The organism is Pseudomonas sp. JQ170C (genome assembly GCF_035581345.1).
In the GTDB taxonomy this organism is placed as follows: domain Bacteria; phylum Pseudomonadota; class Gammaproteobacteria; order Pseudomonadales; family Pseudomonadaceae; genus Aquipseudomonas.
The window spans coordinates 780,626-805,199 of sequence record NZ_CP141608.1 but is presented as its reverse complement, the minus strand read 5'-3'; the positions used below and the strand labels follow the sequence as shown (position 1 = coordinate 805,199).

At 63.0% G+C, this 24,574-nt stretch carries 21 protein-coding genes and 1 tRNA gene; 9 read left to right on the top strand and 13 right to left on the bottom strand.

Going from position 1 to position 24,574, the window contains the following annotated elements; all coding sequences use genetic code 11:
- Positions 1-52: 52 nt before the first annotated feature.
- From U9R80_RS03520 to U9R80_RS03490, 7 genes are all read right to left on the bottom strand, one after another.
- The gene (locus U9R80_RS03520; protein ID WP_442964933.1) at positions 53-1,195 is read right to left on the bottom strand and encodes a helix-turn-helix domain-containing protein; all 1,143 of its coding nucleotides are present in this window, start codon (positions 1,193-1,195) and stop codon (positions 53-55) included.
- Positions 1,196-1,343: 148 nt separating this feature from the next.
- Complete coding sequence (locus U9R80_RS03515; RefSeq protein WP_301843447.1) at positions 1,344-2,393, bottom strand: MBL fold metallo-hydrolase; 1,050 nt, start codon at positions 2,391-2,393, stop codon at positions 1,344-1,346.
- A 755-nt stretch (positions 2,394-3,148) separates the two neighbouring features.
- A complete protein-coding gene (locus tag U9R80_RS03510; protein WP_324804804.1) occupies positions 3,149-3,319 on the bottom strand; it encodes a hypothetical protein in 171 nt (56 codons plus the stop codon).
- A 104-nt stretch (positions 3,320-3,423) separates the two neighbouring features.
- Positions 3,424-5,220 (bottom strand): acyl-CoA dehydrogenase, encoded by a 1,797-nt coding sequence (locus U9R80_RS03505; protein WP_301843410.1) that lies wholly within the window; start codon positions 5,218-5,220, stop codon positions 3,424-3,426.
- 115 nt (positions 5,221-5,335) lie between these two features.
- A complete protein-coding gene (locus U9R80_RS03500) occupies positions 5,336-6,199 on the bottom strand; it encodes an MBL fold metallo-hydrolase (protein ID WP_301843409.1) in 864 nt (287 codons plus the stop codon).
- Positions 6,200-6,381: 182 nt separating this feature from the next.
- A complete protein-coding gene (locus tag U9R80_RS03495; RefSeq protein ID WP_301843408.1) occupies positions 6,382-7,551 on the bottom strand; it encodes an MFS transporter in 1,170 nt (389 codons plus the stop codon).
- Positions 7,552-7,893: 342 nt separating this feature from the next.
- Positions 7,894-9,111 carry an MFS transporter gene (locus U9R80_RS03490; protein WP_301843407.1) on the bottom strand — a complete coding sequence of 406 codons (1,218 nt, stop codon included), beginning with the start codon at positions 9,109-9,111 and terminating at the stop codon, positions 7,894-7,896.
- 172 nt (positions 9,112-9,283) lie between these two features.
- On the opposite strand from U9R80_RS03490, the gene U9R80_RS03485 reads away from it, so the two are divergent.
- The 4 genes from U9R80_RS03485 to U9R80_RS03470 all read left to right on the top strand — a co-directional run bounded on the left by U9R80_RS03485 (position 9,284) and on the right by U9R80_RS03470 (position 13,434).
- Positions 9,284-9,805: an RNA polymerase sigma factor gene (locus tag U9R80_RS03485; RefSeq protein WP_301843406.1), complete on the top strand. Its 522-nt coding sequence runs from the start codon at positions 9,284-9,286 to the stop codon at positions 9,803-9,805.
- On the top strand, positions 9,802-10,743 hold the full coding sequence (locus U9R80_RS03480) for a FecR family protein (RefSeq protein WP_301843405.1): 942 nt from the start codon (positions 9,802-9,804) through the stop codon (positions 10,741-10,743). The genes U9R80_RS03485 and U9R80_RS03480 overlap by 4 nt, the downstream gene beginning before the upstream one ends.
- A gap of 103 nt (positions 10,744-10,846) precedes the next feature.
- Complete coding sequence (locus U9R80_RS03475) at positions 10,847-13,264, top strand: TonB-dependent siderophore receptor (protein WP_301843404.1); 2,418 nt, start codon at positions 10,847-10,849, stop codon at positions 13,262-13,264.
- A 93-nt stretch (positions 13,265-13,357) separates the two neighbouring features.
- Positions 13,358-13,434: transfer RNA gene (locus tag U9R80_RS03470), tRNA-Met, on the top strand.
- A gap of 103 nt (positions 13,435-13,537) precedes the next feature.
- Here U9R80_RS03470 and U9R80_RS03465 read toward each other — a convergent pair.
- Positions 13,538-14,155 (bottom strand): LysE family translocator, encoded by a 618-nt coding sequence (locus tag U9R80_RS03465; RefSeq protein WP_301843403.1) that lies wholly within the window; start codon positions 14,153-14,155, stop codon positions 13,538-13,540.
- Positions 14,156-14,278: 123 nt separating this feature from the next.
- Between U9R80_RS03465 and U9R80_RS03460 the strand changes: the two genes are divergently transcribed.
- Positions 14,279-15,157 (top strand): LysR substrate-binding domain-containing protein, encoded by an 879-nt coding sequence (locus U9R80_RS03460; RefSeq protein WP_301843402.1) that lies wholly within the window; start codon positions 14,279-14,281, stop codon positions 15,155-15,157.
- On the opposite strand, the gene U9R80_RS03455 is transcribed toward U9R80_RS03460, so the two are convergent.
- The 3 genes from U9R80_RS03455 to can all read right to left on the bottom strand — a co-directional run bounded on the left by U9R80_RS03455 (position 15,145) and on the right by can (position 17,784).
- Positions 15,145-15,756: a D-Ala-D-Ala carboxypeptidase family metallohydrolase gene (locus U9R80_RS03455; RefSeq protein ID WP_301843401.1), complete on the bottom strand. Its 612-nt coding sequence runs from the start codon at positions 15,754-15,756 to the stop codon at positions 15,145-15,147. The genes U9R80_RS03460 and U9R80_RS03455 overlap by 13 nt on opposite strands.
- Positions 15,757-15,894: 138 nt before the next feature.
- Entirely contained in the window at positions 15,895-17,037 is a 1,143-nt protein-coding gene (locus U9R80_RS03450) for a helix-turn-helix domain-containing protein (RefSeq protein WP_442964933.1), read from the bottom strand.
- A 108-nt stretch (positions 17,038-17,145) separates the two neighbouring features.
- Entirely contained in the window at positions 17,146-17,784 is a 639-nt protein-coding gene (gene can / locus U9R80_RS03445; protein WP_301842508.1) for a carbonate dehydratase, read from the bottom strand.
- A 122-nt stretch (positions 17,785-17,906) separates the two neighbouring features.
- Between can and U9R80_RS03440 the strand changes: the two genes are divergently transcribed.
- Positions 17,907-18,317, top strand: coding sequence for a serine kinase/phosphatase (locus tag U9R80_RS03440; protein ID WP_301842511.1), 411 nt, complete (start codon positions 17,907-17,909; stop codon positions 18,315-18,317).
- A 4-nt stretch (positions 18,318-18,321) separates the two neighbouring features.
- Here the strand turns inward: U9R80_RS03440 and rimI are convergent, their stop codons facing one another.
- Together rimI and U9R80_RS03430 are read right to left on the bottom strand one after the other, a co-directional pair.
- Positions 18,322-18,774 carry a ribosomal protein S18-alanine N-acetyltransferase gene (rimI, locus tag U9R80_RS03435; RefSeq protein ID WP_301842512.1) on the bottom strand — a complete coding sequence of 151 codons (453 nt, stop codon included), beginning with the start codon at positions 18,772-18,774 and terminating at the stop codon, positions 18,322-18,324.
- Entirely contained in the window at positions 18,767-19,564 is a 798-nt protein-coding gene (locus U9R80_RS03430) for an energy transducer TonB (protein ID WP_301842513.1), read from the bottom strand. Before U9R80_RS03430 ends, rimI begins: the two co-directional genes overlap by 8 nt.
- 179 nt (positions 19,565-19,743) lie before the next feature.
- On the opposite strand from U9R80_RS03430, the gene mksB reads away from it, so the two are divergent.
- From mksB to mksF, 3 genes are read left to right on the top strand one after another with little or no spacing between them, the layout of a single operon-like run.
- Positions 19,744-21,021, top strand: a complete 1,278-nt coding sequence (mksB, locus tag U9R80_RS03425) for an Mks condensin complex protein MksB (RefSeq protein ID WP_301842514.1) — start codon at positions 19,744-19,746, stop codon at positions 21,019-21,021.
- Positions 21,011-21,712, top strand: coding sequence for an Mks condensin complex protein MksE (gene mksE / locus U9R80_RS03420; protein WP_301842515.1), 702 nt, complete (start codon positions 21,011-21,013; stop codon positions 21,710-21,712). Before mksB ends, mksE begins: the two co-directional genes overlap by 11 nt.
- Complete coding sequence (gene mksF, locus U9R80_RS03415) at positions 21,709-24,540, top strand: Mks condensin complex protein MksF (RefSeq protein ID WP_301842517.1); 2,832 nt, start codon at positions 21,709-21,711, stop codon at positions 24,538-24,540. The genes mksE and mksF overlap by 4 nt, the downstream gene beginning before the upstream one ends.
- Positions 24,541-24,574: the final 34 nt, after the last annotated feature.

Sequence of the window (24,574 nt, the reverse complement as noted above, 5' to 3'; positions counted from 1 at the left end):
TACAACCGTAGACATCCTTTACACCGTAAACCGGAGACATGGTTTACACATTTTAGGCCTGGACGCGGTTCTCACCGCGTCCCAGCCTCCCTAAGGGATAGTCACACAGGTACAACTCCCAGGTGTCATCCTCCACCTCCTTAAGCCCTATCCGCTCGCCGGCCAGGGCTTCGCTGACGAAGAGCAGCTTGCCTTTCCATTTGATCGAGCCGTTCTGTCTGACGCTTCGTACCACCATTTCTGACGGGTATTCCACATCGGGCAAACAGCCCGGATAAGGGCGATTGGATGGCACATACAGTTCGCCCGGGCGCTTCATTTCAAGCGCTTCGTGAGGGCGCACATGGTTGAACTCGTGGCGAAAGTGCTCCAGCAGAAGCTGCTGTTCCAGGAAGTTTTGCCCCAGTGGAAGCTCGGCCTTCAAGCTGCGATGCATGCGTTCGTGTCGACCATTCTGGTCCGGACGTCCCAGCCCGGTTCGCTCGGGATAGATGCCTAGCCGGATCCACCACGCCGCCAAGGTCGACATCCGCGCCAAGCCTGGGGAGGCGAACGGGATGCCATTATCGCTGCGGATGACATCGGGCATGCCGTGTTCCTCGAACAACCGCTCAAACGTCTGACGCACCGGCTGGGTCATGACCTTGGCGTGCGCGCGGCTGGCCAGAATCATCCGAGAGGCATGGTCGGTGACCGTCAAAGGAAAACACCACTGGCCATTCAGCATTTTGAACTGGCCTTTGTAGTCCGCGCACCAGGTCTGATTGGGCTCGTTGGCCTCACGCATCTGCGTGGCGCTCTTGCCGTAGCGTCGTTTGGGGCGGCGCTTATTCACCAGCCCACAGCGATCAAGCCATTGCCCGGCCGTGCTTGGCGCGGGCCAGGCGACGGATGGGTCTTCAAGGTGCAGAAGCTGGATGAGTTTTTTCGGCCCCCAACTGCTGTGCGCCTCTTTCATGGCGATCAGGCGCATCAGGATTTCATCATCGACCTGATGAGGGCTGCTGTGCGGCTTGCGCGAGGCATCGACCAGCCCGCTGGCACCAGCAGCGGTGTAGCGGGCGATCCATTTGTCCACGGTGGGACGGCTGACGTTGAAACGTCGTGCGAGCTGGCTCTTGGTGTAGTCACCGCAAAGCCAGTCGCTGATCAATCTGATGCGTTGATTCATGGGGGACTCTTGGTTCCAGGGCATGATCAGATACCTCCTGATCATGCGTATTAGCCTGTAAACCATGTCCCCGGTTTGAAATGTAAACGATGTCTCCGGTTTGTACCCGGGCAAGCCCGCTCCTACCGGTAGGAGCGGGCTTGCCCCGCGATGCGATGCCCCGGATGGGTCGCTACCGCGCACTGCTATACCACGCCACCCCCTCATCATCCTCCGTCACCTGCACCAACCCCCGATGCAACAGGTAATTGAGATTGGCCAGACACTCCCCGGTGGCCATGGTCAGCACCCCATCGTCGATCGTGCGCTTGAACAACACACTGAACAGATCCACCGCACGCATCGGCCCCTCCAGCAGTTTTTGCTGCAAGCGCTCGATGGCGCGGTGCTGACTGTCGTGCAATTGATCGAGCCTGGCATGCAACGGCTTGAACGGCTCGTTATGAGACGGCAGCACCAGCACGTCATTGGGGACCTGGCGCTTGAGCTTCTCCAGCGACGCCAACCACAACGCCAGCGGATCGGCATTGGGCTCGGTAGGAAACACCGAGACGTTGGAAGAAATACGCGGCAGCACCTGATCGCCCGAAATCAACAACTGCAGCGCCGGGCAATGAAAGCATGCGTGCTCCGGTGAGTGCCCCTCGCCCACCACCACCTGCCAGTCATGTTCGCCTATGCGCAAGCTGTCGCCGTCACGCAGGCGCCGATACCCCTGGGGCAATGGCGTGATGTAGCGGCCGTAGCCACCAAAGCGCACGCGATAGTTCTCGATGGCCTTGGCCTCCCAACCGGCGCGCCGATAGAAGTTCACGCCCTGCGCGGGTGCCGCGCGCCCACAATCGGCTACCAGCACCCGGCAATTCATGTACTCGCCAAAGGTCATCCACAGCTCACAGCCCAAGGTCTCGTTCAGCCAGCCGGCCATGCCGATATGGTCGGGGTGCATGTGGGTCGCGAACACCCGGGTGATGCCCAGGCCACCCAGTGGCCCGTCACTGGCAAGCAGGGCCTGCCAGGCATCGACGGTACCCGGGGTGTGCATGCCGGTATCGAAGATCGCCCAGCCTTCACCGTCGCGTACCGCATACAGATTGATGTGATCCAGCGATATCGGTAGCGGCATGCGCAGCCACAAAACCCCCGGGGCAATTTCAACCGCCGAGCCTGGCTCTGGCGCGGGACCACAGGGGTAGTTCAGTGATTGGCGTTCCTGATTCATGACCTGTGACTCTCCTGTTCGCGCGTACCGCCGCCTGGTCAGTGCGGGCTCTGCCCGCGATTGCGATAGTGAAGCCATCATCGTATCGCGAGGCAAGCCCGCGCCTGCAGATAAAAAAGGTTCTTCACGGATTTACGGGTTTGATGTTCTTTGTGGCTTTGTGGCTTTGAGTGTTGCGGGATTATCCGTTTGCCAAGGCGGCGCTGAGTCACCTTTGCGCCCTTACGGCGCCTTACTTTTTTTCAGTCGAAAAAAAAAGTAAGCAAAAAATTCTCGCCCCACCAGGGGCCCTACGCTTCGCTACGGGTCCCCTCTCTCCGGTGCCGCTACGGGGTATCGCGGCCTACGACTTGCTTCGCCAAGTCTACGTCTCGCGACTTCGGCTAACGCCGAAGGTGCTTCGCACTCACCCCTACACGACACCTCCGCTCGGCCCTTCTGGTTAACGGGGCAGATAGATCAAAAGCAAGATCAAAAGCAAAAGCAAAAGCAAAAGCTGTGTTTACTGACCCACCGTGGTCCAAAAGCAAGAGCGCAGCGAATTGTGCTCTTGATCTTGATCCACCCGCCCCGTTAACCAGAAGGGCCGAGCGTAGGTGTCGTGGAGGGGCTAGCGCGAAGCGCCTTCGGCCGTGGCCGAAGTTGCGAAGCGTAGAGTTGCTTGCAACTCGTAGCTCGCAATGCCCCGTAACGACACCGTAGCGAGGGGACCCGGAGCGAAGCGCAGGGCCCCTGGTGGGGCAAGAATTTTTTGCTTACTTTTTTTTTCGACTGAAAAAAAGTAAGCCGCCGTAAGGGCGGAAGGGGCCAGTGGCCCCACCACACAAAATGGATAAGCTCCCCACCACCACCACCACCACCACCACCACCACCACCACCACCACCACCACCCAAGCCAAACCTTCCCGACAATCCGTGAAGAACAAAAAAAGGCCGTCACATCGACGGCCCAAGAAAGCAGGCCGACGAACCCACCGTCGCCGGCACTGCGTTACTGCCGCTTGCTGACCCGATCAGCAAGCGGCGAGTCCTAAAACTGATCGTCGGCAAGCGCCAAGGCCGCATCACCACCCTGGATCAGCACATGGGCCAGGCCTGGAGCACGGGAGAGCAGGTGGTCGGCATAGAAGCGTGCCGTCACCAGCTTGGCGCTGTAGAAGTCCTGCTCGCCGGTGCCAGCCTGCAAGCGTTGCTGCGCCACCAGCGCCGAGCGGGCCAGCTGCCAGCCACCGACCACGGTGCTGAACAGCTCCAGCATGGGCACCGCGCCGACGCTGACAGCCGCCACACGGCTGTCGTAGTTCGAGACGATGAAGGCCACAGCCTGCTCCAGCGCCCTGACGCTCTGCCCCAGGGCAGCGGCGATCGCCGTCAGTGTCAGGTCGTCGGCCGCCAACAGTTGTTGGGTCACCTGGCGAATCTGTTCTATCACCCAACCGATGGCCCGGCCCTGGTCACGGGCGATCTTGCGGCCGATCAGGTCGGCGGCCTGGATTCCGGTGGTGCCCTCATAGATGGTGGTGATGCGGGCATCTCGCAGGTGCTGGGCCGCGCCGGTTTCTTCGATAAAGCCCATGCCGCCATGGATCTGCACGCCAAGGGAGGCGATGTCCACCGATTGCTCGGTGCTCCAGCCTTTGACCACCGGAATCATCAGATCGACAAAGGCCTGGTCGAGCTCGCGCTGTTGCGGGTCGCCATTGCGCTCGGCACTGTCCATGGCCGCGGCCACGGTGCAGGCCAGGGCGCGCATGGCTTCGGTGCGGGCCTTCATCGACAGGAGCATGCGGCGCACGTCGGGGTGGCGGATGATGGCCACCTTGTCGCGGCTTTTCACCCCGATCTCAGTGCCCTGGACCCGGTCGCGGGCATAACTGCGGGCGCGCTGGTACGCACGCTCGGACAGGCCCACGCCTTCGATGCCAACCGAGAAGCGCGCCGCGTTCATCATGATGAACATGTATTCCAGGCCGCGGTTCTCTTCGCCCACCAGCCAGCCGGTGGCCCCTTGCTTGTCACCAAAAGCCAGCACTGCGGTCGGGCTGGCGTGGATGCCGAGCTTGTGTTCGATGGACACGCAACGCACATCGTTACGCTCCCCCAGGCTGCCGTCGGCTTCGACCAGGAACTTGGGCACCACGAACAGCGAGATGCCCTTGACCCCCTCCGGTGCGCCAGGCACCCGGGCCAGTACCAGGTGGACGATGTTGTCGGTCAGGTCGTGCTCGCCGTAGGTGATGAATATCTTCTGACCGAACACCCGGTAACTGCCGTCGTCCTGGGGTTCGGCGCGGCTGCGCACGGCGGCCAGGTCGGAACCGGCCTGGGGCTCGGTAAGGTTCATGGTGCCGGTCCACTCGCCACTGATCATCTTGGCCAGATAGGTGTGCTTGAGCAGGTCGCCGCCGCGCAGTTCGATGGCTTCGATGGCGCCGCGGGTGAGCATGGGGCACAGGCCGAACGAGACGTTGGCGCCGTTCCACATTTCCTCGACCAGGGCCGAGACCAGCCGTGGCAAGCCCTGGCCGCCGAAGGTCGGGTCGCAGGACAGCGCGTTCCAGCCGCCTTCAACGAATTGTTCATAGGCTTCACGCCAGCCCTTGGGCGTAATCACCTGACCATCGACCCAGCGTGCACCTTCACGGTCGCCGCTGACGTTGAGCGGCGAGAGCACGCCCTGGGCGTACTTGCCGGCTTCGTTGAGGATGGCATCGACCAGATCGCTGCCCAGGTCTTCGCAGCCAGGCAGGCGGCGGACCTGGTCCAGGTTGCCGAGTTCGTTGAGGACGAACTGCATGTCGCGCAGCGGCGCGGTGTATTCACTCATGGCTCAGTACTCGTATCGGGCGGGGCTTTTGAGGGTGCGAGTAAAGCAGAGCGCACGGTCGGCGGCCCCACCCGTAGTGAGTGGGCGGGCTGTGTTTTACGCCTGCGTCTTGCGCTCAGTTGTCGAAGGAGCGCAGACGGGCGTACTGGTCATAGGGTGCGTAGCGTGCCTTGCGGTCACGCATCACCTTGATCATTGCCACGCTGGGATCACGCGCCAGCACCAACCGCCCCCGCTTGGCCACCAGGTGGTCGAGCAGGCGCTCCTTCTCGTCGGCCAGGCCTTCGGGGTTGCGATCAAAGCCACTGCCTGCGTCCAGGCTCAGCCAGTGAGTGCCGGGAATCAGGTCGCCGGCAAACACCACGCAGCCACCGGGCAGGTCGATTTCAGGCAACAGCTGGCCGGGGGTGTGCCCATCGCTGAAATGAAAACGCCAGCCACTGCCCAGCACGTCTTCGCTGGTTTCATCGACCAGCTCCAGGCGCTCGCTGACTTGCAGCTGGCCCAGGATCGGGTTGATGAACATCGCGCGATCACGCGGATGCGGCCGCAATGCCCGCAGCCAATGACGCCTGCCCGTGATGTAGCGCGCGGTGGGAAACAGCAGGCGCGGGGTGTCGCCGTCCTCGATGGCATGGCGCAGCTCGGCCGACACCAGGGCTTGCAGGTGGGTCAGCACCACGGCATGGATGTCGTGCTCGCCCAGGCCGTGCCGGGCCAGGCTGTCGAGCAGGCCGTGGGTGTGTTTCTGGCAACGACAGGTGCGCGGCAGTGGCGCCAGCAGCGCATCGGTGCCTGCCAGGACCAGGATGTTCTTGTCGCCCTGCTGCACCAGCAAGGCGCGTGAGGGCAACTGCACCTGGTTCTCGTGGTCGGGTTCGATCACCGCTGCCCAGTCTTTTCGTGGGGTAGCGCCGAACATGACGCCGCCATCGAGCGTGCGGCTGCCGCTGGAGAGGGTGGAAATACTCCGGTTCACAACGCGTACCTCTTCAATTCGGGCAAATCACGCCCCGGGCAGACCGGCGCGTGACGATAAGTGCAGCCTAATGCGCCGGCAGCCACCAAGACCCCACCCACGTGGAGTGGGTGAAGGGATTGGTGGTTGGAAAAAGAGGTTTGTCGAGCGTTGTCCCACGATACGACGGGGCTTGATTACCGCTATCGCGAGACAAGCCCGCTCTTGCGCAAGCCGCGTGCCTTGCGATTGGCATTGCGCGCAAAGCACACAAACAACGCGGCCATGACCGCCAGCGCCATCGGCAAGCCATGCGGCGCCACGTCCATCGCTGCACCGCTGACCAGCGGCCCGACCAGGCTGCCAACGCCCCACAGCAAGCCGACACTGGCATTGGCGGTCACCAGGTCCTGCCCCTTGAACTGCTGGCCGATCAGCACCAGCGCCAGGGTATACACCCCGCCCGCCACCGCACCGAGCAACACCAGCGCTGGCCACAGCAGCCACTGCACCTGCAGCAACCACGGCAAGGCGATGCCGATCAGCATCGCCACCACACCGCACACCAAGTGCACCAGGGTGCGCTCGCTGCGATCCGCCAGCCAGCCCAGCGGCAGCTGGAACAGCATGTCGCCGGTCAGGATCACGGTGACCATCAACGCCGCCACACCCACGGCAAAGCCGTGGCTTGAGGCATACACCGGCATCAATGAAAGGATCACGGCATCGAAGAAGGAGAAGAACAACACGCCCATGCACAGCGCCGGCGCCACACGGAAAAAGCCTGCCAGCGAGAAGCTCTTCTCGCCTTCCTCACCATGCTCGACATGGTCGTTGGGCACCGTCAGCACAATGCACAGCAACGCCAGGCCGTAGCAGGCCGTGACCACGGCGGTCACCGATGTGCTCTGCGCCCCCACCAGCGCCAGCATCGCCGGGCCGAGCATCTGGAAACCGGTAAAGGCCGTGGCGTACAGCGCCATGATCTTGCCGCGGTTGTGCTCCGGGCTCAGTTCATTGACCCACGACTCGCCCAGGATGATGGCGATGCCCATGCCGATCCCCAGCCCCAGGCGCAACAGGCCCAGCAGGTAGATCGAGGAGAACGCCCACTCCAGCAAGCCGATGCTCAAGGTGCACAAGCCAAAGCACAGCAAGTAGATGGTGCGCCGGGTCAGGTGCCGGCAGCAGGCATCGACCATGAACGCCGAGAGCATCATCCCCGCCGCCGGAATGGCCGAAAGCACCCCGATCTGCAGGGTACTGGCGCCCGCTTCGAGCAGACGCAGGGACACCAGTGGCAGGCTCGCCCCCAGGCTGAAACCAACCACCGACACGGCGAACAACAGGCCCGCCAGAAAACGCTTGTTCATCACAACTCCACCCACCCGCACAGGAGCGACACCGCCCCCAGGCGTGGTAAACACGACCGATAAAATATTCAGGTACACACAGGCCAGGCCACGGCAAAGCGCCGGGCACACGACAGCCTTGTCAGAGGGCCTGACGGGGTGGGGAGAAGGTGAAGGCGAAGAGCACACTGCGCCGACGCTTGAGGACGGTATCGCTCGGCCAATCGCAGCAGCGGGTCAGGATGACCGGCTGGCAGTACTGGCAAGGGAGGCTGGAGCGATTCATTCGTCGGCTACGCAGTAAAGGACGGGCGGCACTCTAGGAGAACCCATGCCACCCGTCAATAGCCCGTGCTTGAGCCTTCAACGCTTGCCGGTAGCGGGCAGCAGGATCGCCAGCAGGCCGAACAATGGCAGGTAGGAACACAGGCTGTAGACGTACTCGATGCCCTTGAGGTCGGCCAGGTAACCCAGCATCGCGGCGCCGATGCCGCCAAAACCGAACATCAAGCCGAAGAAAATCCCGGCGATCATGCCGACGTTGCCCGGCACCAGCTCCTGGGCATACACGACGATGGCCGAGAACGCCGAGGCCAGGATAAAGCCGATGATCACGCTCAGCACGCTGGTCCAGAACAGGTCCACGTAGGGCAACAACAAGGTGAACGGCGCAACGCCCAGGATCGAGAACCAGATCACCGCCTTGCGGCCGATACGGTCGCCAATCGGCCCGCCAAAGAAGGTACCGGCCGCCACGGCGCCCAGGAACAGGAACAGATGCAACTGCGAGCTGCCCACCGACAAGTCGAACTTCTCGATCAGGTAGAACGTGAAGTAGCTGGTGAAGCTGGCCATGTAGAAGTACTTGGAGAACACCAGAAGGCCCAGCACCACCAGCGCCCCGATCACCCGCTGGCGCGAAAGGCCATGGGTGGCGCGCTGGCCTTGCTTGGCCTTGAACAGGTTCAGGTGCTCCTTGTACCAGCGGCTCAGGCCGTAGGTGACCAGCACGGCGAAGATCGCGAACAGGCCGAACCACACCACGTTGCCCTGGCCGAAGGGAATGATGATCGCCGACGCCAGCAACGGGCCGAAGGCCGAGCCGGCGTTGCCGCCCACCTGGAAGGTCGATTGCGCCAGCCCGAAACGCCCACCCGAGGCCAGGCGCGCAATGCGTGAAGTCTCGGGGTGAAAAGTCGAGGAGCCAATGCCCACCAGCGCCGCCGCCAGCAGGATCATCGCAAAGCTGCCGACATAGGCCAGCATGACGATCCCCACCAGGGTGCACAGGGTGCCCAGCGGCAGCAGGTTCGGCATCGGCTTTCGGTCGGTGTAAAAGCCGACCCACGGCTGCAGCAGCGAAGCGGTGATCTGGAATGTCAGGGTAATCAGGCCCACCTGGGTGAAGGTCAGCCCATAGTTGGCCTTGAGCAATGGGTAGATCGAAGGCAGCACCGCCTGGATCAGGTCGTTGATCAAGTGCGCCAGGGCGCAGGCGGCAATGATGCGCATGACCAGCGGGCTGCTCTGGGCAGTCGCGGTGCTGGCGGGTGAAGTTGACGAGGCACTGCTCACAGCCATGACAAAAGCGTCCATTCGGTAGGCGGGATCCAATTATCCAGAATTCGTTAGCAAGCGCATTATTCTTTTCCGCGGCTCCCGACAGACGTGCTTGTTAATAATTCTCAATAACGTTAGCATCGCCGAATCTTGCAAACCCCCACTGCCCGCCTGTCCAGAGGCCGCATTCGCCATGCCCGACAACCAGGATCAACGCAATCTGTCGCTGCTCTACCAGCGTCATCGCAGCGAACTGCTGGCGTTCCTTACCCGGCGGGTACGTTGCCGGGAAACGGCCCTGGACCTGCTACAGGATGCCTTCGTCCGCCTGATGCACAGCGAGCGTGGCCAGGTGGGCAACCTGCGCGCCTTTCTCTACCGCATTGCCAACAACCTGAGCATCGACCATGCCCGTCGCACCCAGGTACGCGGCGTCAACGACGAACAGGCGCTGGGGCTGCTGCTCAATGAAACCTCACCGGAGCGCAGCGCCGTGGCCGGTAATACCCTCGACCACCTGGAACGCCTGATCGACGGCCTGCCCTCGCCCACCCGCGAGGTGTTCCTGCTGGCCCGGGTCGAACAGCTGAGCTACAAGGACATCGCCGCGCGCCTGGGGCTGGACCCGCGCGCCGTCGAGCGTCACCTGAACAAGGCCCTGAGCCATTGCGCCGCGGCTGCACTTCATGCCCAACACAAAGATGTCTCGCCATGAACCCATCGCCTGAAACTACGTCAACGATCGAACCGGGCGACCGGGAACAGCAAGCCCTGGACTGGTTTACCCGTGTGCGCGCCCACGACCTGAGCGCCGCCGAGCAACTGGCCTTCGCGCAATGGCACCAACAGCGGGAAAACGCCCGGGCCTTTGCCGAACTCGAGCAGCTCTGGCAACAGCTGGAACTGCCGGCGCGCCGGGTGCGCCGCGCTGAGTACCGCCCGGCCAAACGTCCTTGGCGGCGTTTGGCGGTGGCCGCGTGCATCATACTGGTCAGCGGCCTGCTGGTGCTGCAACTGCCCACTCTGCAGCGACTGAACAGCGACTACGCCACCTCGGCCGGCGAACGCCGTCACCTGCGCCTGGCCGACGACACGCTGCTGGTGCTCGACAGTGCCAGCGCCGTGGATGTCGACCTGCGGGGGCCGGTGCGCAAAATCCGCCTGGTTCAGGGGCAGCTGTTCCTTGATGTGAGCCATGACGGCCGACCCTTTGTCGTGGAGGTCGATGGCGCACAGGTGCAGGTGCTGGGGACACGTTTTTCCGTCAGCCGGGCCAAGGATCACGACGAGGTGGTGTTGCTCAAGGGCAAGGTCGAAGTCAGCAACAATGGCCAGAAGCGCCTGCTCGACCCCGGCCAGCGCGTCACCTTCAACAGCCAGCGCCTGGACGCGGTGCAGGCTGTCGATGCCGAACGCCTGACGGCCTGGCGCGATGGACAGTTGCGCGTTCGCGAGGTGCCACTGCGCCAGGTACTCGAACAACTGGCCGGTTATCAGGGCGCTCGGCTGGTACTGCTCGATGAACAGGTCGGACGACGGTTGGTCAGTGGCAGCTTCAACCTCGACAAGGCCGACAACGCACTCGACGCCCTGGCCCAGAGCCAGGACCTGAACATTCACAACCTGGCCGGGCAGTTGATTCTCGTGCGCTGATGGCCCCGGTAAATAATTTTCGCGGCCTGCGGTAATTCCGTTCGCTGCTGCGTCACACCTCGGATAAGAAGCATTAGCATTTGCACTTTCTGGGGGAGAACACATGCAGTACCCACGCGATTTCGGCTTCGCCCGCTTGCCACTGGCCAGCGCCATTCTTGCAACCACCTTGCTCTCGGCGCTGCCGCTGGCTGCCCTGGCGGCACAACCCGCCGCCGCGCAAGGCCAGGCCCAGCGCCTGGACTTCAACATCAAGGCCCAGCCCCTGGCCGATGCCCTGGACCAGTTCAGCGCCCAGAGCGGATTGCAGGTGATCTACGACGCCAGTCAGCTGACCGGTCGCACTTCGCCCGGTGTGCAGGGCACGCTGAGCCCGACCGAGGCGCTCCAGGCCCTGACCGCCGGTAGCAATGCCCGCCTCAGCCAGCCCAATGCCGGCAGCTTCGTGATCGACCTGCCCGTGGAACTGGGCAACGCCCTGCAACTGGATGCCTTGAGCATTTCCGGCAAGGCACCGGGCTCCACCACCGAAGGCACGGGGCTGTACACCACCTACTCCTCCAGCAGTTCGACGCGCCTTAACCTCACGCCCCAGGAAACCCCGCAGTCGCTGACGGTGATGACCCGCCAGCGCCTGGACGACCAGCGCCTGACCAACCTCAGCGACGCCCTGGAGGCAACGCCAGGCGTCATCGTGGTACGCGACGGCCTGGGCGCGGAAACCGACACCTACTACTCGCGCGGTTTCGTCATCCAGAACTACGAGATCGACGGTGTGCCGACCATCTCGCGCATGGACAACTACACCCAGAGCATGGCGATGTATGACCGCATCGAAATCGTGCGGGGCGCCAGCGGCCTGATCAGTGGCATGGGCAACCCCTCGGCGACCATCAACCTGATCCGCAAGCGCCCCACCGCCGACACCCAGGCCAGCGTCACCGGCTCGGCCGGCACCTGGGACCGCTACGGTACCGGCTTCGACGTGTCCGGGCCGCTGACCGAAACCGGCAACATCCGCGGCCGCCTGGTCGCCGACTACAAGACCGAAGGCGCCTGGGTTGACCGCTACAAGCTGGAAAGCCAGTTGCTCTACGGCATCACCGAATTCGACCTGAGCGAAGACACGCTGCTGACCATGGGCTTCAGCTACCAGCGCACCGACGTCGACTCGCCCCTGCGGACCGGCTTGCCCACCCGCTTCAGCACCGGTGAACGCTCGGACCTCAAGCGTTCGATCAACATGGCGCCGACCTGGTCGTACAACGACCACGAGCAGACCAGCTTCTTTACCTCCATTGAGCAGCAACTGGGTAACGGCTGGAGCGGCAAGGTCGAGTACAGCCACTCCGAGAACCAGTTCGACGAAGTGTTCGGCTTTCTCATGGGCGACCTGCAACCCGATGGCAGCGGCCTGAGCCAGCTGCCGGTGCGCTTTTCCGGCACCCCGCGCCAGGACAACCTCGATGTGTACGTGACGGGCCCGTTCAGCCTGTTCAATCGGGAACACGAGCTGATCGGCGGCGTGACCCTGTCCAGGTACAACGAAAACGTACCGAGCTGGGGCGGCTGGCGCTACGACTACAACGCCACACCCGGCGCGGCGGTCGAGAACATTTTCGACTGGAACGGCAAACAGCCCGAACCGGACTGGAGCATCAGCGGCAAATCTTCGATGGAAGAGACCCAGTACGCGGCCTACCTCACGTCACGCCTGCAACTGACCGATGACCTGAACCTGATCCTCGGCAGCCGGGTGATCGACTGGAGGCGCGACACCGAAGACCGTCCGTACGGCGGGGCTACCACCGAGGTCAATCGCAAGGAGACCGGCGTTTTCATCCCTTACGCCGGTGCGGTCTACGACCTCGACGAGACCTGGGCCCTGTACGCCAGCTACACCAAGATCTTCAACCCGCAAGCCTCGTGGGTAACCGATGCGAACAACCAGCCGCTCGACCCCATGGAAGGCGTGGGCTATGAAGTCGGCATCAAGGGCAATCACTTCGATGGCGCGCTGAACTCGAGCCTGGCGCTGTTCAAGCTCGAACAGGACAACCTGGCGATCTGGATGCATGACAACGTGTACGAAGCCAAACAGGACACCACCTCCAAGGGCCTGGAGATGGAGCTCAATGGCGAGCTGGCGCAAGGCTGGCAGGCGTCGGCGGGCTATACCTACACCCTGACCACCGACAATCAGGATGAACGCATTGCCACCATCGTGCCGCGCCACAGCCTCAAGACCTTCACCAGCTATCGCCTGCCGGGCATGCTCGACAAAGTGACAGTAGGGGGCGGGGTTAACTGGCAGAGCAAGGTGGGCCAGGACCTGCACAGCTTCGATCAAGGCAGCTATGCGCTGGTCAACCTCATGGCGCGTTATGAGATCAGCAAAAACCTCAGCGCCACCGTCAACCTGAACAACGCCTTCGACCGCGAGTACTTCTCCATGGCCTCGTCCTACGGCAACTACGGCGCGCCGCGTAACCTGATGACCACGTTCAAATACGACTTCTGAGCCGGTAATCGGCTAAGCGGTTGATCGCGCGTAAAATTTTTTTGAAAGAGGTGTTGACACAACTTCGTTTCGAGCGAATAATGCGCGCCACTTGGCTACATAGCTCAGTTGGTTAGAGCATAGCATTCATAATGCTGGGGTCCGGGGTTCAAGTCCCTGTGTAGCCACCAAGTACTAAAAAGGGCTTACCGAAAGGTAGGCCCTTTTTTTATGCGTTGATTTTTTGATCGCGGGACAAGCCCGCTCCTACTGCAGGCTTGGCCCGCGAAACGTTCAGCGCACGCTGGCCATCACCACCGCCAGGCCCAAGCCGATCAGCGCCACGCCGATCACCCGGTCGACCAGGATCTGACGCTCGAGCATGATCCGGCGCAGGCCGTGGGATGAGAAGAAGATCGCCACCAGGCTGAACCACACCCAGTGCGCCACCGACATGAACAGGCCGTAGCCCAGGCTGCTGACCAGCGAGCTGCCCGGCTGCACCACCTGCGTGTAGGCACTGACCACGAACAACATGGTCTTGGGGTTCATTGCGTTGGTCAAAAAGCCCGAGCGAAAGGCCGCCAGCACCCCCAGCCGGTTTGATGCCTCGCTATCGTCGAGCGAGATTCGCGTGGTGTTGGTCAGCGACTTGTAGCCCAGGTACACCAGGTACCCCGCCCCCACCACCTTCATCGCCATGAACAGCGCCGGCGACTGACTGATGATCACGGCGATGCCGAACACGGTGTACAGCACATGGACCTGCACCCCCAGGGCAATGCCCAGCGCTGCCGACAACCCGGCGCGGCGGCCAAAGGCGTAGCTGCTGCGGGTGACCATGGCGAAGTCGGCGCCGGGGCTGATCACCGCCAGGATGGTGAACAGGGCAACGGCTATGAGTTCATTCACGAAAAGCTCCTCGATCTGCTAGGCAATTGCACAGATAGCACCGTGCACGCCCATTATCGAAAGCTTAATGGCGAGCCAAAAGCGATTTATAGTGTTGGAAATCCGCTAGTTTTTCTCACAGATATGAAACTGCCAGCCCTCTCCGCCTTTCGCTACTTCGATGTCGCCGCCCAGACCCAGAGCTTCGTGCGCACCGCCGAACTGCTCAACGTCACCCATGGCGCGGTCAGCCGCCAGGTGCGCCTGCTGGAGGAGTCACTGGGTGTGCAGTTGTTCGAGCGGCGCAACCGGGCGATCTTCCTGACGGCCGCCGGACGCACCTTGCACGGCACCACGCAGTCGATTTTCGAGCAGTTGGAAGGAACGGTGTACCGCTTGCAGCAACAAGCCCGGGAAAACGTGCTGGTGCTGTCGTGCGAACCGACCATCGCCATGAAATGGCTGATTCCGCGGCTGCCGGCCTTTCATGCCGCACATCCCGACATTCACCTGCACCTGGTGGCGGCCGGCGGGCCCATCGACTTTTCGCGCAGCGGCGTCGACCTGGCCCTGCGCCGCGATGACTTTCGCTGGGATGCCAACCTGCACAGCCTGAAGATCTGCGACGAATGGGTGGGGCCGGTGTGCAGCGCGCACCTGCCGCTGCCCGATGACAGCCTCGACGGCCAGCGCCTGCTGCACAGCGCCTCACGCCCGGGGGCGTGGAACACCTGGCTGCGCCTGAGTGGCGAATCGGCCAACGGCGCCAGCCGCACCGACTACGAACACTTCTACCTGTGCATCCAGGCGGCCGTGGCGGGGCTCGGCGTGGCCATGGCGTCGTTCCTGATGGTCCAGGATGAAATCGACAGCGGCCAGCTGCGCGCGCCGCGCAGCTTTGTGCAGGATCAATCGGCCTACTTCCTGCTGTGCCCGCAACCGATCCTGGCCGACGACAAATGCCGGCGCTTTGCGCAGTGGGTCAGCGAAGAAGCGCAGGCCTGCCTGGCTCACTTGCTCTGAGGCTTGCCCGCCACTGGCAAGGCGCAGAACGACGAGTTGGCACTGAAGTCCCCGCCCCAGGTGCGAAACCCCGCAGTGTCGATGTGAATGCGGCCCGACGGATAGCGGCCCAGGCCCATGTTCCAGGCCTTGCCGTGGGTTTGCCAGAACGTGCACAGCGGCGTGGGGTCGGTCCAGCGCGGCAGCAGTACATCCACGGCAAAGGCCCGGGTATGGGCGCTGGCCACCGCACCGCCGGCACAGCGATTGAGCTGCGGGTCGCGATAGGCCGAGACCACTTCAAACTGCCGCAAGATACCCTGATCGCCCAACGTCTTGAGCAGCTGCACCGTAGAGCGCACCGCTGGCCACTGGCTGGCGGGGGTCACGGCGAAGGGCTCGGCGTGACACAGGCGCCAGTCGCTGGCCGAGCGCAGCAATTGGTAGATCGGCACAACGCCGTACAGGCGCGCATCCACCAGCATTTCGCGAAAAGCGCGGGTTTCATGGTCACCGGCCCATTGCGCGAACATGTACAGATCGCGTGGGTCGGCATGGGCGCTGCACAGCCCGGCCAGTAGAACGCCTGTGCCGAGTCCGGCCTTGCTCCAGAGCTTCATCGTCCCTTCCCCCATCTGATCCATGACATTGCAGGAGCGGGCTTGCCCCGTGATCAGCGTAGTCTGGGCTACTGCTATCGCGGGTGTACAACCGTAGACATCCTTTACACCGTAAACCGGAGACATGGTTTACACATTTTAGGCCTGGACGCGGTTCTCACCGCGTCCCAGCCTCCCTAAGGGATAGTCACACAGGTACAACTCCCAGGTGTCATCCTCCACCTCCTTAAGCCCTATCCGCTCGCCGGCCAGGGCTTCGCTGACGAAGAGCAGCTTGCCTTTCCATTTGATCGAGCCGTTCTGTCTGACGCTTCGTACCACCATTTCTGACGGGTATTCCACATCGGGCAAACAGCCCGGATAAGGGCGATTGGATGGCACATACAGTTCGCCCGGGCGCTTCATTTCAAGCGCTTCGTGAGGGCGCACATGGTTGAACTCGTGGCGAAAGTGCTCCAGCAGAAGCTGCTGTTCCAGGAAGTTTTGCCCCAGTGGAAGCTCGGCCTTCAAGCTGCGATGCATGCGTTCGTGTCGACCATTCTGGTCCGGACGTCCCAGCCCGGTTCGCTCGGGATAGATGCCTAGCCGGATCCACCACGCCGCCAAGGTCGACATCCGCGCCAAGCCTGGGGAGGCGAACGGGATGCCATTATCGCTGCGGATGACATCGGGCATGCCGTGTTCCTCGAACAACCGCTCAAACGTCTGACGCACCGGCTGGGTCATGACCTTGGCGTGCGCGCGGCTGGCCAGAATCATCCGAGAGGCATGGTCGGTGACCGTCAAAGGAAAACACCACTGGCCATTCAGCATTTTGAACTGGCCTTTGTAGTCCGCGCACCAGGTCTGATTGGGCTCGTTGGCCTCACGCATCTGCGTGGCGCTCTTGCCGTAGCGTCGTTTGGGGCGGCGCTTATTCACCAGCCCACAGCGATCAAGCCATTGCCCGGCCGTGCTTGGCGCGGGCCAGGCGACGGATGGGTCTTCAAGGTGCAGAAGCTGGATGAGTTTTTTCGGCCCCCAACTGCTGTGCGCCTCTTTCATGGCGATCAGGCGCATCAGGATTTCATCATCGACCTGATGAGGGCTGCTGTGCGGCTTGCGCGAGGCATCGACCAGCCCGCTGGCACCAGCAGCGGTGTAGCGGGCGATCCATTTGTCCACGGTGGGACGGCTGACGTTGAAACGTCGTGCGAGCTGGCTCTTGGTGTAGTCACCGCAAAGCCAGTCGCTGATCAATCTGATGCGTTGATTCATGGGGGACTCTTGGTTCCAGGGCATGATCAGATACCTCCTGATCATGCGTATTAGCCTGTAAACCATGTCCCCGGTTTGAAATGTAAACGATGTCTCCGGTTTGTACCCGGGACAAGCCCGCTCCTACAGGGGTCAGTCTTGCGGGCACAGGCGGTATTGCGGCGGTAGCTGGTCCAGGCCGCTGATGGTGGCGTTCAGGCTCTTCCAGCGTCCATCCTTGATGCCATAGATGCAGCCATGGATCGACAGGCTCTGGCCACGGTGCCAGGCGTTCTGGACGATGGTAGTGTGACCGACGTTCGCCACTTGCTGAATCACATTGAGCTCGCACAAGCGGTCAACACGTTCCTCTTCGGTGGCCAATTTGCCCAGCTCCACCCGGTTTTCGTAATACAGGTCGCGGATCGAGCGCAGCCAGCCGTCGATCAGGCCCAACTGACGGTCCTGCATCGAGGCCCGCACACCGCCGCAACCGTAATGGCCGGTCACCAGGATGTGCTTCACCTTGAGCACGTCCACGGCGTACTGGATCACCGAGAGGCAGTTGAGGTCGGTGTGCAGCACCACGTTGGCCACGTTGCGGTGGACGAACAGGTCGCCCGGCAGCATGCCGACGATCTCGTTGGCCGGTACACGGGCATCGGAGCAGCCGATCCAGAGGAATTCGGGGGTTTGTTGGCGGGCAAGCTTGGCGAAGAAATCCGGGTCTTCCTGCTTGATTGCATCAGCCCAACGCGCGTTGTTATCAATCAGTTCTTGTAGGTCGTGCATGTTCAAGCCTCATGGTTGATGCGCATGTTGTGACAGGCGAGACCCCGTTCGGGTCACGCCTTTGAATCTTCCCGCCAGGGCCCGGTCCACCCAAAGACAGGCACCTGCAGGAGAAAAGCCCCATGAACGATTCAAGACGCCCGCCCCACGCCCCGGAACCCGCCCCCATCGACACCCTCGAAGACCGCATGGGCTCAATGGAAAGCCTGGATTTTGACGATGATACGCCCAGCGAAAAGATCGGTGACCTGATTCCCGATCAGGAGCGCGAGCAACTGATGCCCGCCGAGCGCGTACGCGAAGCCGGCATGACCGGCGCCTCAAGCGACGACCACGAGCCCACCGACGATGACCTGAGCCCGGAAACCCTGATTCATGAAGACGGTGCCCGCTCGGCCACTGAAGACGGCGCAGACAACCCCGCCGACTGGGACCTGAGCCTGGTCGATGAAGACGATATCGGTGGCGGCACCGGCCTGGATGAAGCTGAGCTTGCCCGGCGCGATCCGCTGGACGGCAAGCCCGAGCGCTGAGGCGTTACTCGAACAGGGTGCAGGCCATGACCAGCGCGTCTTCACGGCCACCGGCAATCGGGTAGTAGTCGCGACGCCGGCCGATCTCGTTGAAGCCGTAGCGTTCGTACAGGCGGTAGGCCGACTGGTTGCTGGCACGCACTTCAAGGAAGCACTCGCGGCCGTTGAGCGCGTAGGCGCGCGTCATCAACTCTTCGAGCAGGCGCAAGCCCAGGCCACGGCCCTGGCTTTCGGGCTTGATGGTGATGTTGAGCAGGTGGGCCTCGTCGATGATCACGTTGATCACGCCATGACCGACCTGCTGCTCGCCCTCGAACATCAGCCAGATCTCATAGGACTTGAGCCCGTCGAGGAAAATCCCGCGGGTCCAGGGGTGGCTGAAGGCGGCGTATTCGATCTTCAGTACGGCATCCAGATCCGCCTCGGTCATCCGGCGGAAGCTGATCGTGTCACTCATCACTTGGTTTCCAGCGCGCCATCAGCCGGCGCATGGCTTGCCAGACGTCCGCCTTGCGCTGCGGCTCGTCCATCAACAGTTCGAGGCCAGGCAAGGCCCAGGCAGCGCCCAGGCTCTCGACGGGCAGCTCGCGGTAATAACTTTCGGCATCCGCCTCGCCGGCAAAACGCACGGCAGGCAGGCCGACCAGCCACAAACAGACGCACGGCGCCTCTTCAAGCCGGGCCTGGATAAAGCCCTGGACGAAATCGGTGGCCGCTTGCGGCCCCTGGTCGATGTTGCCGCGCACCAGCAACGGCCAACGCACCGGCTCACCGATGATCTGCGGGCTGTCGGGCAAACCGGCGGCGCGCAGCATGTCCTTGAGCAGCAGGTACGACGGGTCGCGGCTCTGGAACGGCTCGCCCGTGGCGAGTTCGACCAGCAGCAGGCAATTGCCGGCACGCAGCAGCTGGAGGGCAAATCGCGGTGGCGGTACGGGTGCCGGGCGCGCTGCAACAGGCGCCTTTTCGGCCTCCGCCGCCGGCTTGCCGGCCACTTTTGGCGTGCTGCCAGGGCGCGGGATTTCGATCTTCGGTCGCTCGCCACTGCGCGCTACCGGTGCGCTGGGTGCCACGGCTACCGCAGCAGGTGCCTGTGCCTGCGGCTCGAATACCGGCTCCTCCAGCGGCGCCACCGGCTGCAACAGCGCCGGGCGCGACGGTGCGGCGAACGGCAGTTCGGCACGTGGCAGCCAGTGCACCACTTGCATGGCGTTGAGGTAAGCGCGGCGGCGGGACTCGATTAACAAGAAGGGTCGGCCATCTGTGGATAAGTCAGGGGCGCCATTCTAACGTTGTTCGCCACGCTGCGCCGCTGTTGATCGGCACAAATCCGCCGGGAAGCCTCGCGAAACGATCAGGGGGTGAATCGACAGGCACTTGATGCAGTACAATCGGCGCTTTTATTTGGCAACGAGTCGACCCGCCAATGATCGAACCCAAGCGCGTCCTGCGCGCCCTAGCCGAACACTGGGCCTTGCTTGAGCCGTTGTGCGAGCGCTTCGACGGAGGCACCCTGAGCCTCGGCGAACTGCGCCAGCAATTGGCCAGCCAGCAGTTGGAGAGCACGCCCCAGGACATCACCAGCCTGCTCGACGTCTGGATTCGCCTCGATATTCTGGTGCCGGTGGCCAAGAGCCCCAACCGATTCGAGCTCAATGCGCAGATCCACGACTTCCTCGCCTACCTGCGCCGCGAACACCGCCTGGGCCTGTGCCTCGAGATCGAAGCCTACCTGCGCCACCTCGAGCGTTTGGCCGGGCATATCCAGGACGCCTTCGAGATTCGTGACAGCAACGACCTGGCCCGCCAGCTGCGCTTGCTCGACATGCGCGTGCGCGACGTACTGAAAAAACTCGACAACGACGAACAGGCCCTGGTTGCCGTGGCCGAACGGGCCAAGACCAGCGACCGGCAGATTCCGTTGCGCCAGCGTTATGCCGAAGTACTGGCGACCTGGGACGAGTACGTCGAGCCCATGATCCAGCTGGTCAACGCTGACGGCGCCTTCGAGCAAGGCGTGCGCAAGGTCGAGACGGTGCTGCTGCGCCTGCTGGGCGAACAGGCCCGCCTGGGCCATCTGGTCGACGACGACATGCTCCTGCGCACCCACGCGCGAATCCTTGAGATGCAGACCAGCGCCCAGCTGACCCTGCGCCATGCCCGCGAACTGCTGCTGCCGCTGCGCGAAGAAGCCCGCCGCCACAACGCCGTGACCCGTGGCGCCGCCCTGGCCCTCTCGGTCATCCGCCGCAAGGGGCTGGACGCCGTGCCGCAGGCGGCCATGCCACTGTTCACCCGCCCGCAAAGCACCTTCCTGGGCAGCGCCAGTCAGGTCGAGGCCTATGTCTACGCCCTGGCCCGCTTCGAGCCCAAGCCTGCGCAGTTCCCCAAGGCCCACAAGAGCAACCGCAGCGACAACCAGAAGGCGCCGCGCACGGTCAAGGAGATGCTCCAGCGCTGCGAAAGCGCCCTGCCACTGCCCGACCTGATGGTCTGGTTGCTGGACCAGGAGCCCGACGGCGCCACCGACGAATTGCTGTACTGGTTCTCGCGCCTGTCGCGGGAAAAGCGCTTTACCCGCGAGCGCCTCGAACGCCGCGAATACACCACCCGCGAACACCTGGTCAGCCTGCGTTCCTTCGCCCTGACATCCAGCCGCGAACCATCGCCTGAACCAACTGCGAGCCCTGCCCATGCATCTTGATCTTTCCGAACTGTCCCAGCTCGCACCGATCTTCCGCGAGCTGTTCAAGGGCTTTCACATCAGTCGCCGCGACCCGGAGCTGTACGGCCAGCTGTCGAACTTCCAGGACCAGTACCGTGGCCTGTTCAAGGCCCTGGGCTTCGAGCTGGTGTGCGACACCCGTGGCTTCTACTACTTCGTTCCCGACCAGGCCGCCGCCCAGGTCAACAAGACGGCCCAGCGCCTGTCGCTGTTCACCTTCATCCTGGTAGAGCACCTGGCCGACCAGGGCCGCGACCCGATGTCGGTGCTCGATGGCGGCAGCCTGGGCCGTGACGAGCTGCCCTCGATGCTGGAGAAGTACCGCGACCTGTTCATCCAGGCCGAAGTGCAGACCCCGGACGAGCTGGAAGAAAAGATCATGCGCCGCATGACCCAGTTGGGCTTTGCCCATGAAGAAAACGGCATCTACCGCTTCCTGCCGCCGATGCACCGCTTCCTCGACGTGTGCCTGTCGGTGCAGCAGGACCGCGACCTCGCCGCCAGCCTGCACAGCACCCTGCCGCTGCCAACGCCGGTACTGGTCGAAGAAGAAAACCCCGAAGTGCTGAACCGGACCGACGACCCGCTCGACCTGAGCCCGTTCGAGGAAAGTGAAGAAGACGCCTTGGCCCGCGCCATTGCCGAAGAGCAACAGGAGATTGATGCATGAGCCAGGAACGCTACGGCATTCGCCGCTTTGCACTGCTCAATACCGCCGGCTACAGCCTGGGCCTGTTCCCGCTGGAACACCCGCTGTCGGTCTACGGCGCCAACAACCTGGGTAAATCCGCCTCGATCAACGCCCTGCAGTTCCCGATCCTGGCGCGCATGTCGGACATGAGTTTCGGCAAGTACAGCCTGGAACAGTCCCGGCGCTTCTACTTTGCCAGCGACACCAGCTACATCCTCTGCGAGGTCAACCTGCCCCACGGCCCGCATGTGATCGGTGTGGTCGGTCGCGGCCCGGGTGGCGGCTTCGGTCACCAGTTCTTTGCCTATGCCGGCGAGCTGGACCTGGCCCACTACCAGAAGAACGACACCTGCCTGCGCCAGAAAGAACTGTTCAGCAACCTGGAGCGCAACGGCCTCAAGGCCTACGAGCTCAAGCCCGATGAGCTGCGTCGCCTGCTGGTCGGCGGCCACACCTCGATCCCGCTGGACCTGACCCTGATCCCGCTGCGCTCCACCAGCGAGCAGAGCCTGAAGACCTTCCGCGCGCTGTTCATCAACCTGCTGCACATGCGCGAGATCACCGCGGCCAAGCTCAAGCAGCTGTTCCTCGACGCCTTCGAGCACAGCCTGCGCTCGGGCAGCGTCGACTACATCGCCGCCTGCGAAGAAGCCTTCCGCGACGTGCGCCGCATGGAGCAGGACTACAACTCCCTGGTCGCCGCCGGCCCCCTGGTCGAGGCCCTAGCCAACGGCGTGACCCAGCGCGACATCCTGCGTGGCAAGCTGCATCGCCTGTCGCCGCTGCTCGACTCGCTGCTGGGCACCTGGCAGGACTACGCCAGCGCCCGCAAGGAAGAGCTGGTGATCCAGGCCGAGCACTACAAGAACGAACAGGACAGCCTGCAGAACGACCAGCGTGGCGGCACCCAGGAGCTGATGCGCCTGGAGCGCGAAATCACCGGCATCCAGCGCTGGCTCGGCGAGCTGTCGGTGCTCAAGCACCGCTTCGCCCTGGTCGATGACGTCAAGGTGCTGGAGCAGCAACTGCTGGCCGCCAAGGACGCCCACGACGAACTGGCCGGCGCGCTGGCCCAGTCCCGCCAGTTCAGCGCCGAAGACCTCGAAGAGCGTCTGCGCGACCTGGAAAAACGCCTCAAGTCGGTCAAGCAGCAGCTCGACCACGCCGACAACAACAGCTACGCCCGTCTGCGCGAAGAGTTCTCCCAGCAGGATGTCGAGCGCCTGATGCGCCTGTTCAATGGCGCGCTGTTCAGTCTGCCGCTGGGTGAGCGCGGCATCGAGCTGGACGACAGCGACCTGTGGGTCAAATCCCTGGAAGCAGTGCTCGACGGCTTCAAGGGCGAGCGCTTTGAAGTCCCCGGCCTGTCGATCGACCTCTCGCACATCGAGCCGCCGGCCCTGCAAGCCCTGGCCGACCGCGCCGCCCTGCGCGACCAGAAGGAGCGCCTGGAAAAAGAGCTCAAGCAGCTCAAGACCCAGCAGGCGGTAGCCGCCGACCGCGCGGCGAGCAAAACCCAGACCGAAACCCTGTACCAGCAGGTACTGGACGCGCAAAAGGCCCTGGAAGACTTCCGCCGCACCCAGACGCTGTCTGCCGAGGAAGGCGACAAGCTCGAGCAGCTGGCGCAGATGGAAGCCGCCCAGGACGAGCTCAAGCGCTCCAGCGATGCGTTCACCGAACGGGTCCAGCAGCTGTCGGCCAAACTGCAATTGGTCGGCCGCCAGATCGCCGACATGGAAGCCAAGCAGCGCACCCTCGACGACGCCTTGCGCCGCCGCCAGCTACTGCCGGCCGACCTGCCGTTCGGTACGCCGTTCATGGAGTCGGTGGACGACTCCATGGACAACCTGCTGCCACTGCTCAACGACTATCAGGACAGCTGGCAGAGCCTGCTGCGGGTCGATGGCCAGATCGAGGCGCTGTACGCCCAGGTACGCCTCAAGGGCGTGGCCAAGTTCGACAGCGAAGACGACATGGAGCGCCGCCTGCAACTGCTGATCAACGCCTACGCGCACCGCACCGACGAAGCCCTGACCCTGGGCAAGGCGCGCCGCGCGGCGGTCACCGACATCGCCCGAACCCTGCGCAACATCCGCAGCGACTATGACAGCCTCGAGCACCAGCTGGCGCTGTTCAACCGCGAGATCAACAAACGCCAGGTGTCCAACCTCGAAAGCTTCCGCATCGTGCTGGCACCGAACAAGGAAGCGCTCAAGCACATCGACCAGATCATCCACAGCGCCGGTCAGTACGAAGAAGGCGAGACCCTGTCGGTGTTCGACCTGAGCGCCAGTGCCGAGCAGGACAACAAGAACGAGGAAGCCAAGGAGTACCTGGCCCGCCTGGTAGCGTCCAACCACAACCAGCTGGGCCTCAAGGACCTGTTTGAACTGGCCTTCGAGATCACCAAGGTCAATGGTCAGCCGGTGATCCACACCGACATCGACGGTGCGGCGTCCAACGGCACCACCATGACCATCAAGGCGCTGACCAACATGTACCTGTTGCTGCACCTGATGGACCGCGACCTGGCCGGCCGCGTGCGTCTGCCGTACTACCTGGACGAGGCCGCGGACATCGACGAACGCAACCAGGCTGCCTTGCTGGAAACCAGCTTGCAGCTGGGCTTCGTACCGATTCTGGCGAGCGTGAAGCCGCAGGTTTCAGCGCATGTCGCCATCGACCTGGAAGGCGGCAGCGGGCCGAACGGGATCTACATCGACGAAGCAGACTGGAAGTTCATCAGCCGGCTGGATGAAGTGAAGGCGGTTGTGCGCGAGGAAGAGGAAGAGGCTTCGGTCTGACGCAATCGCGGGGCAAGCTCGCTCCTAGCGTAGG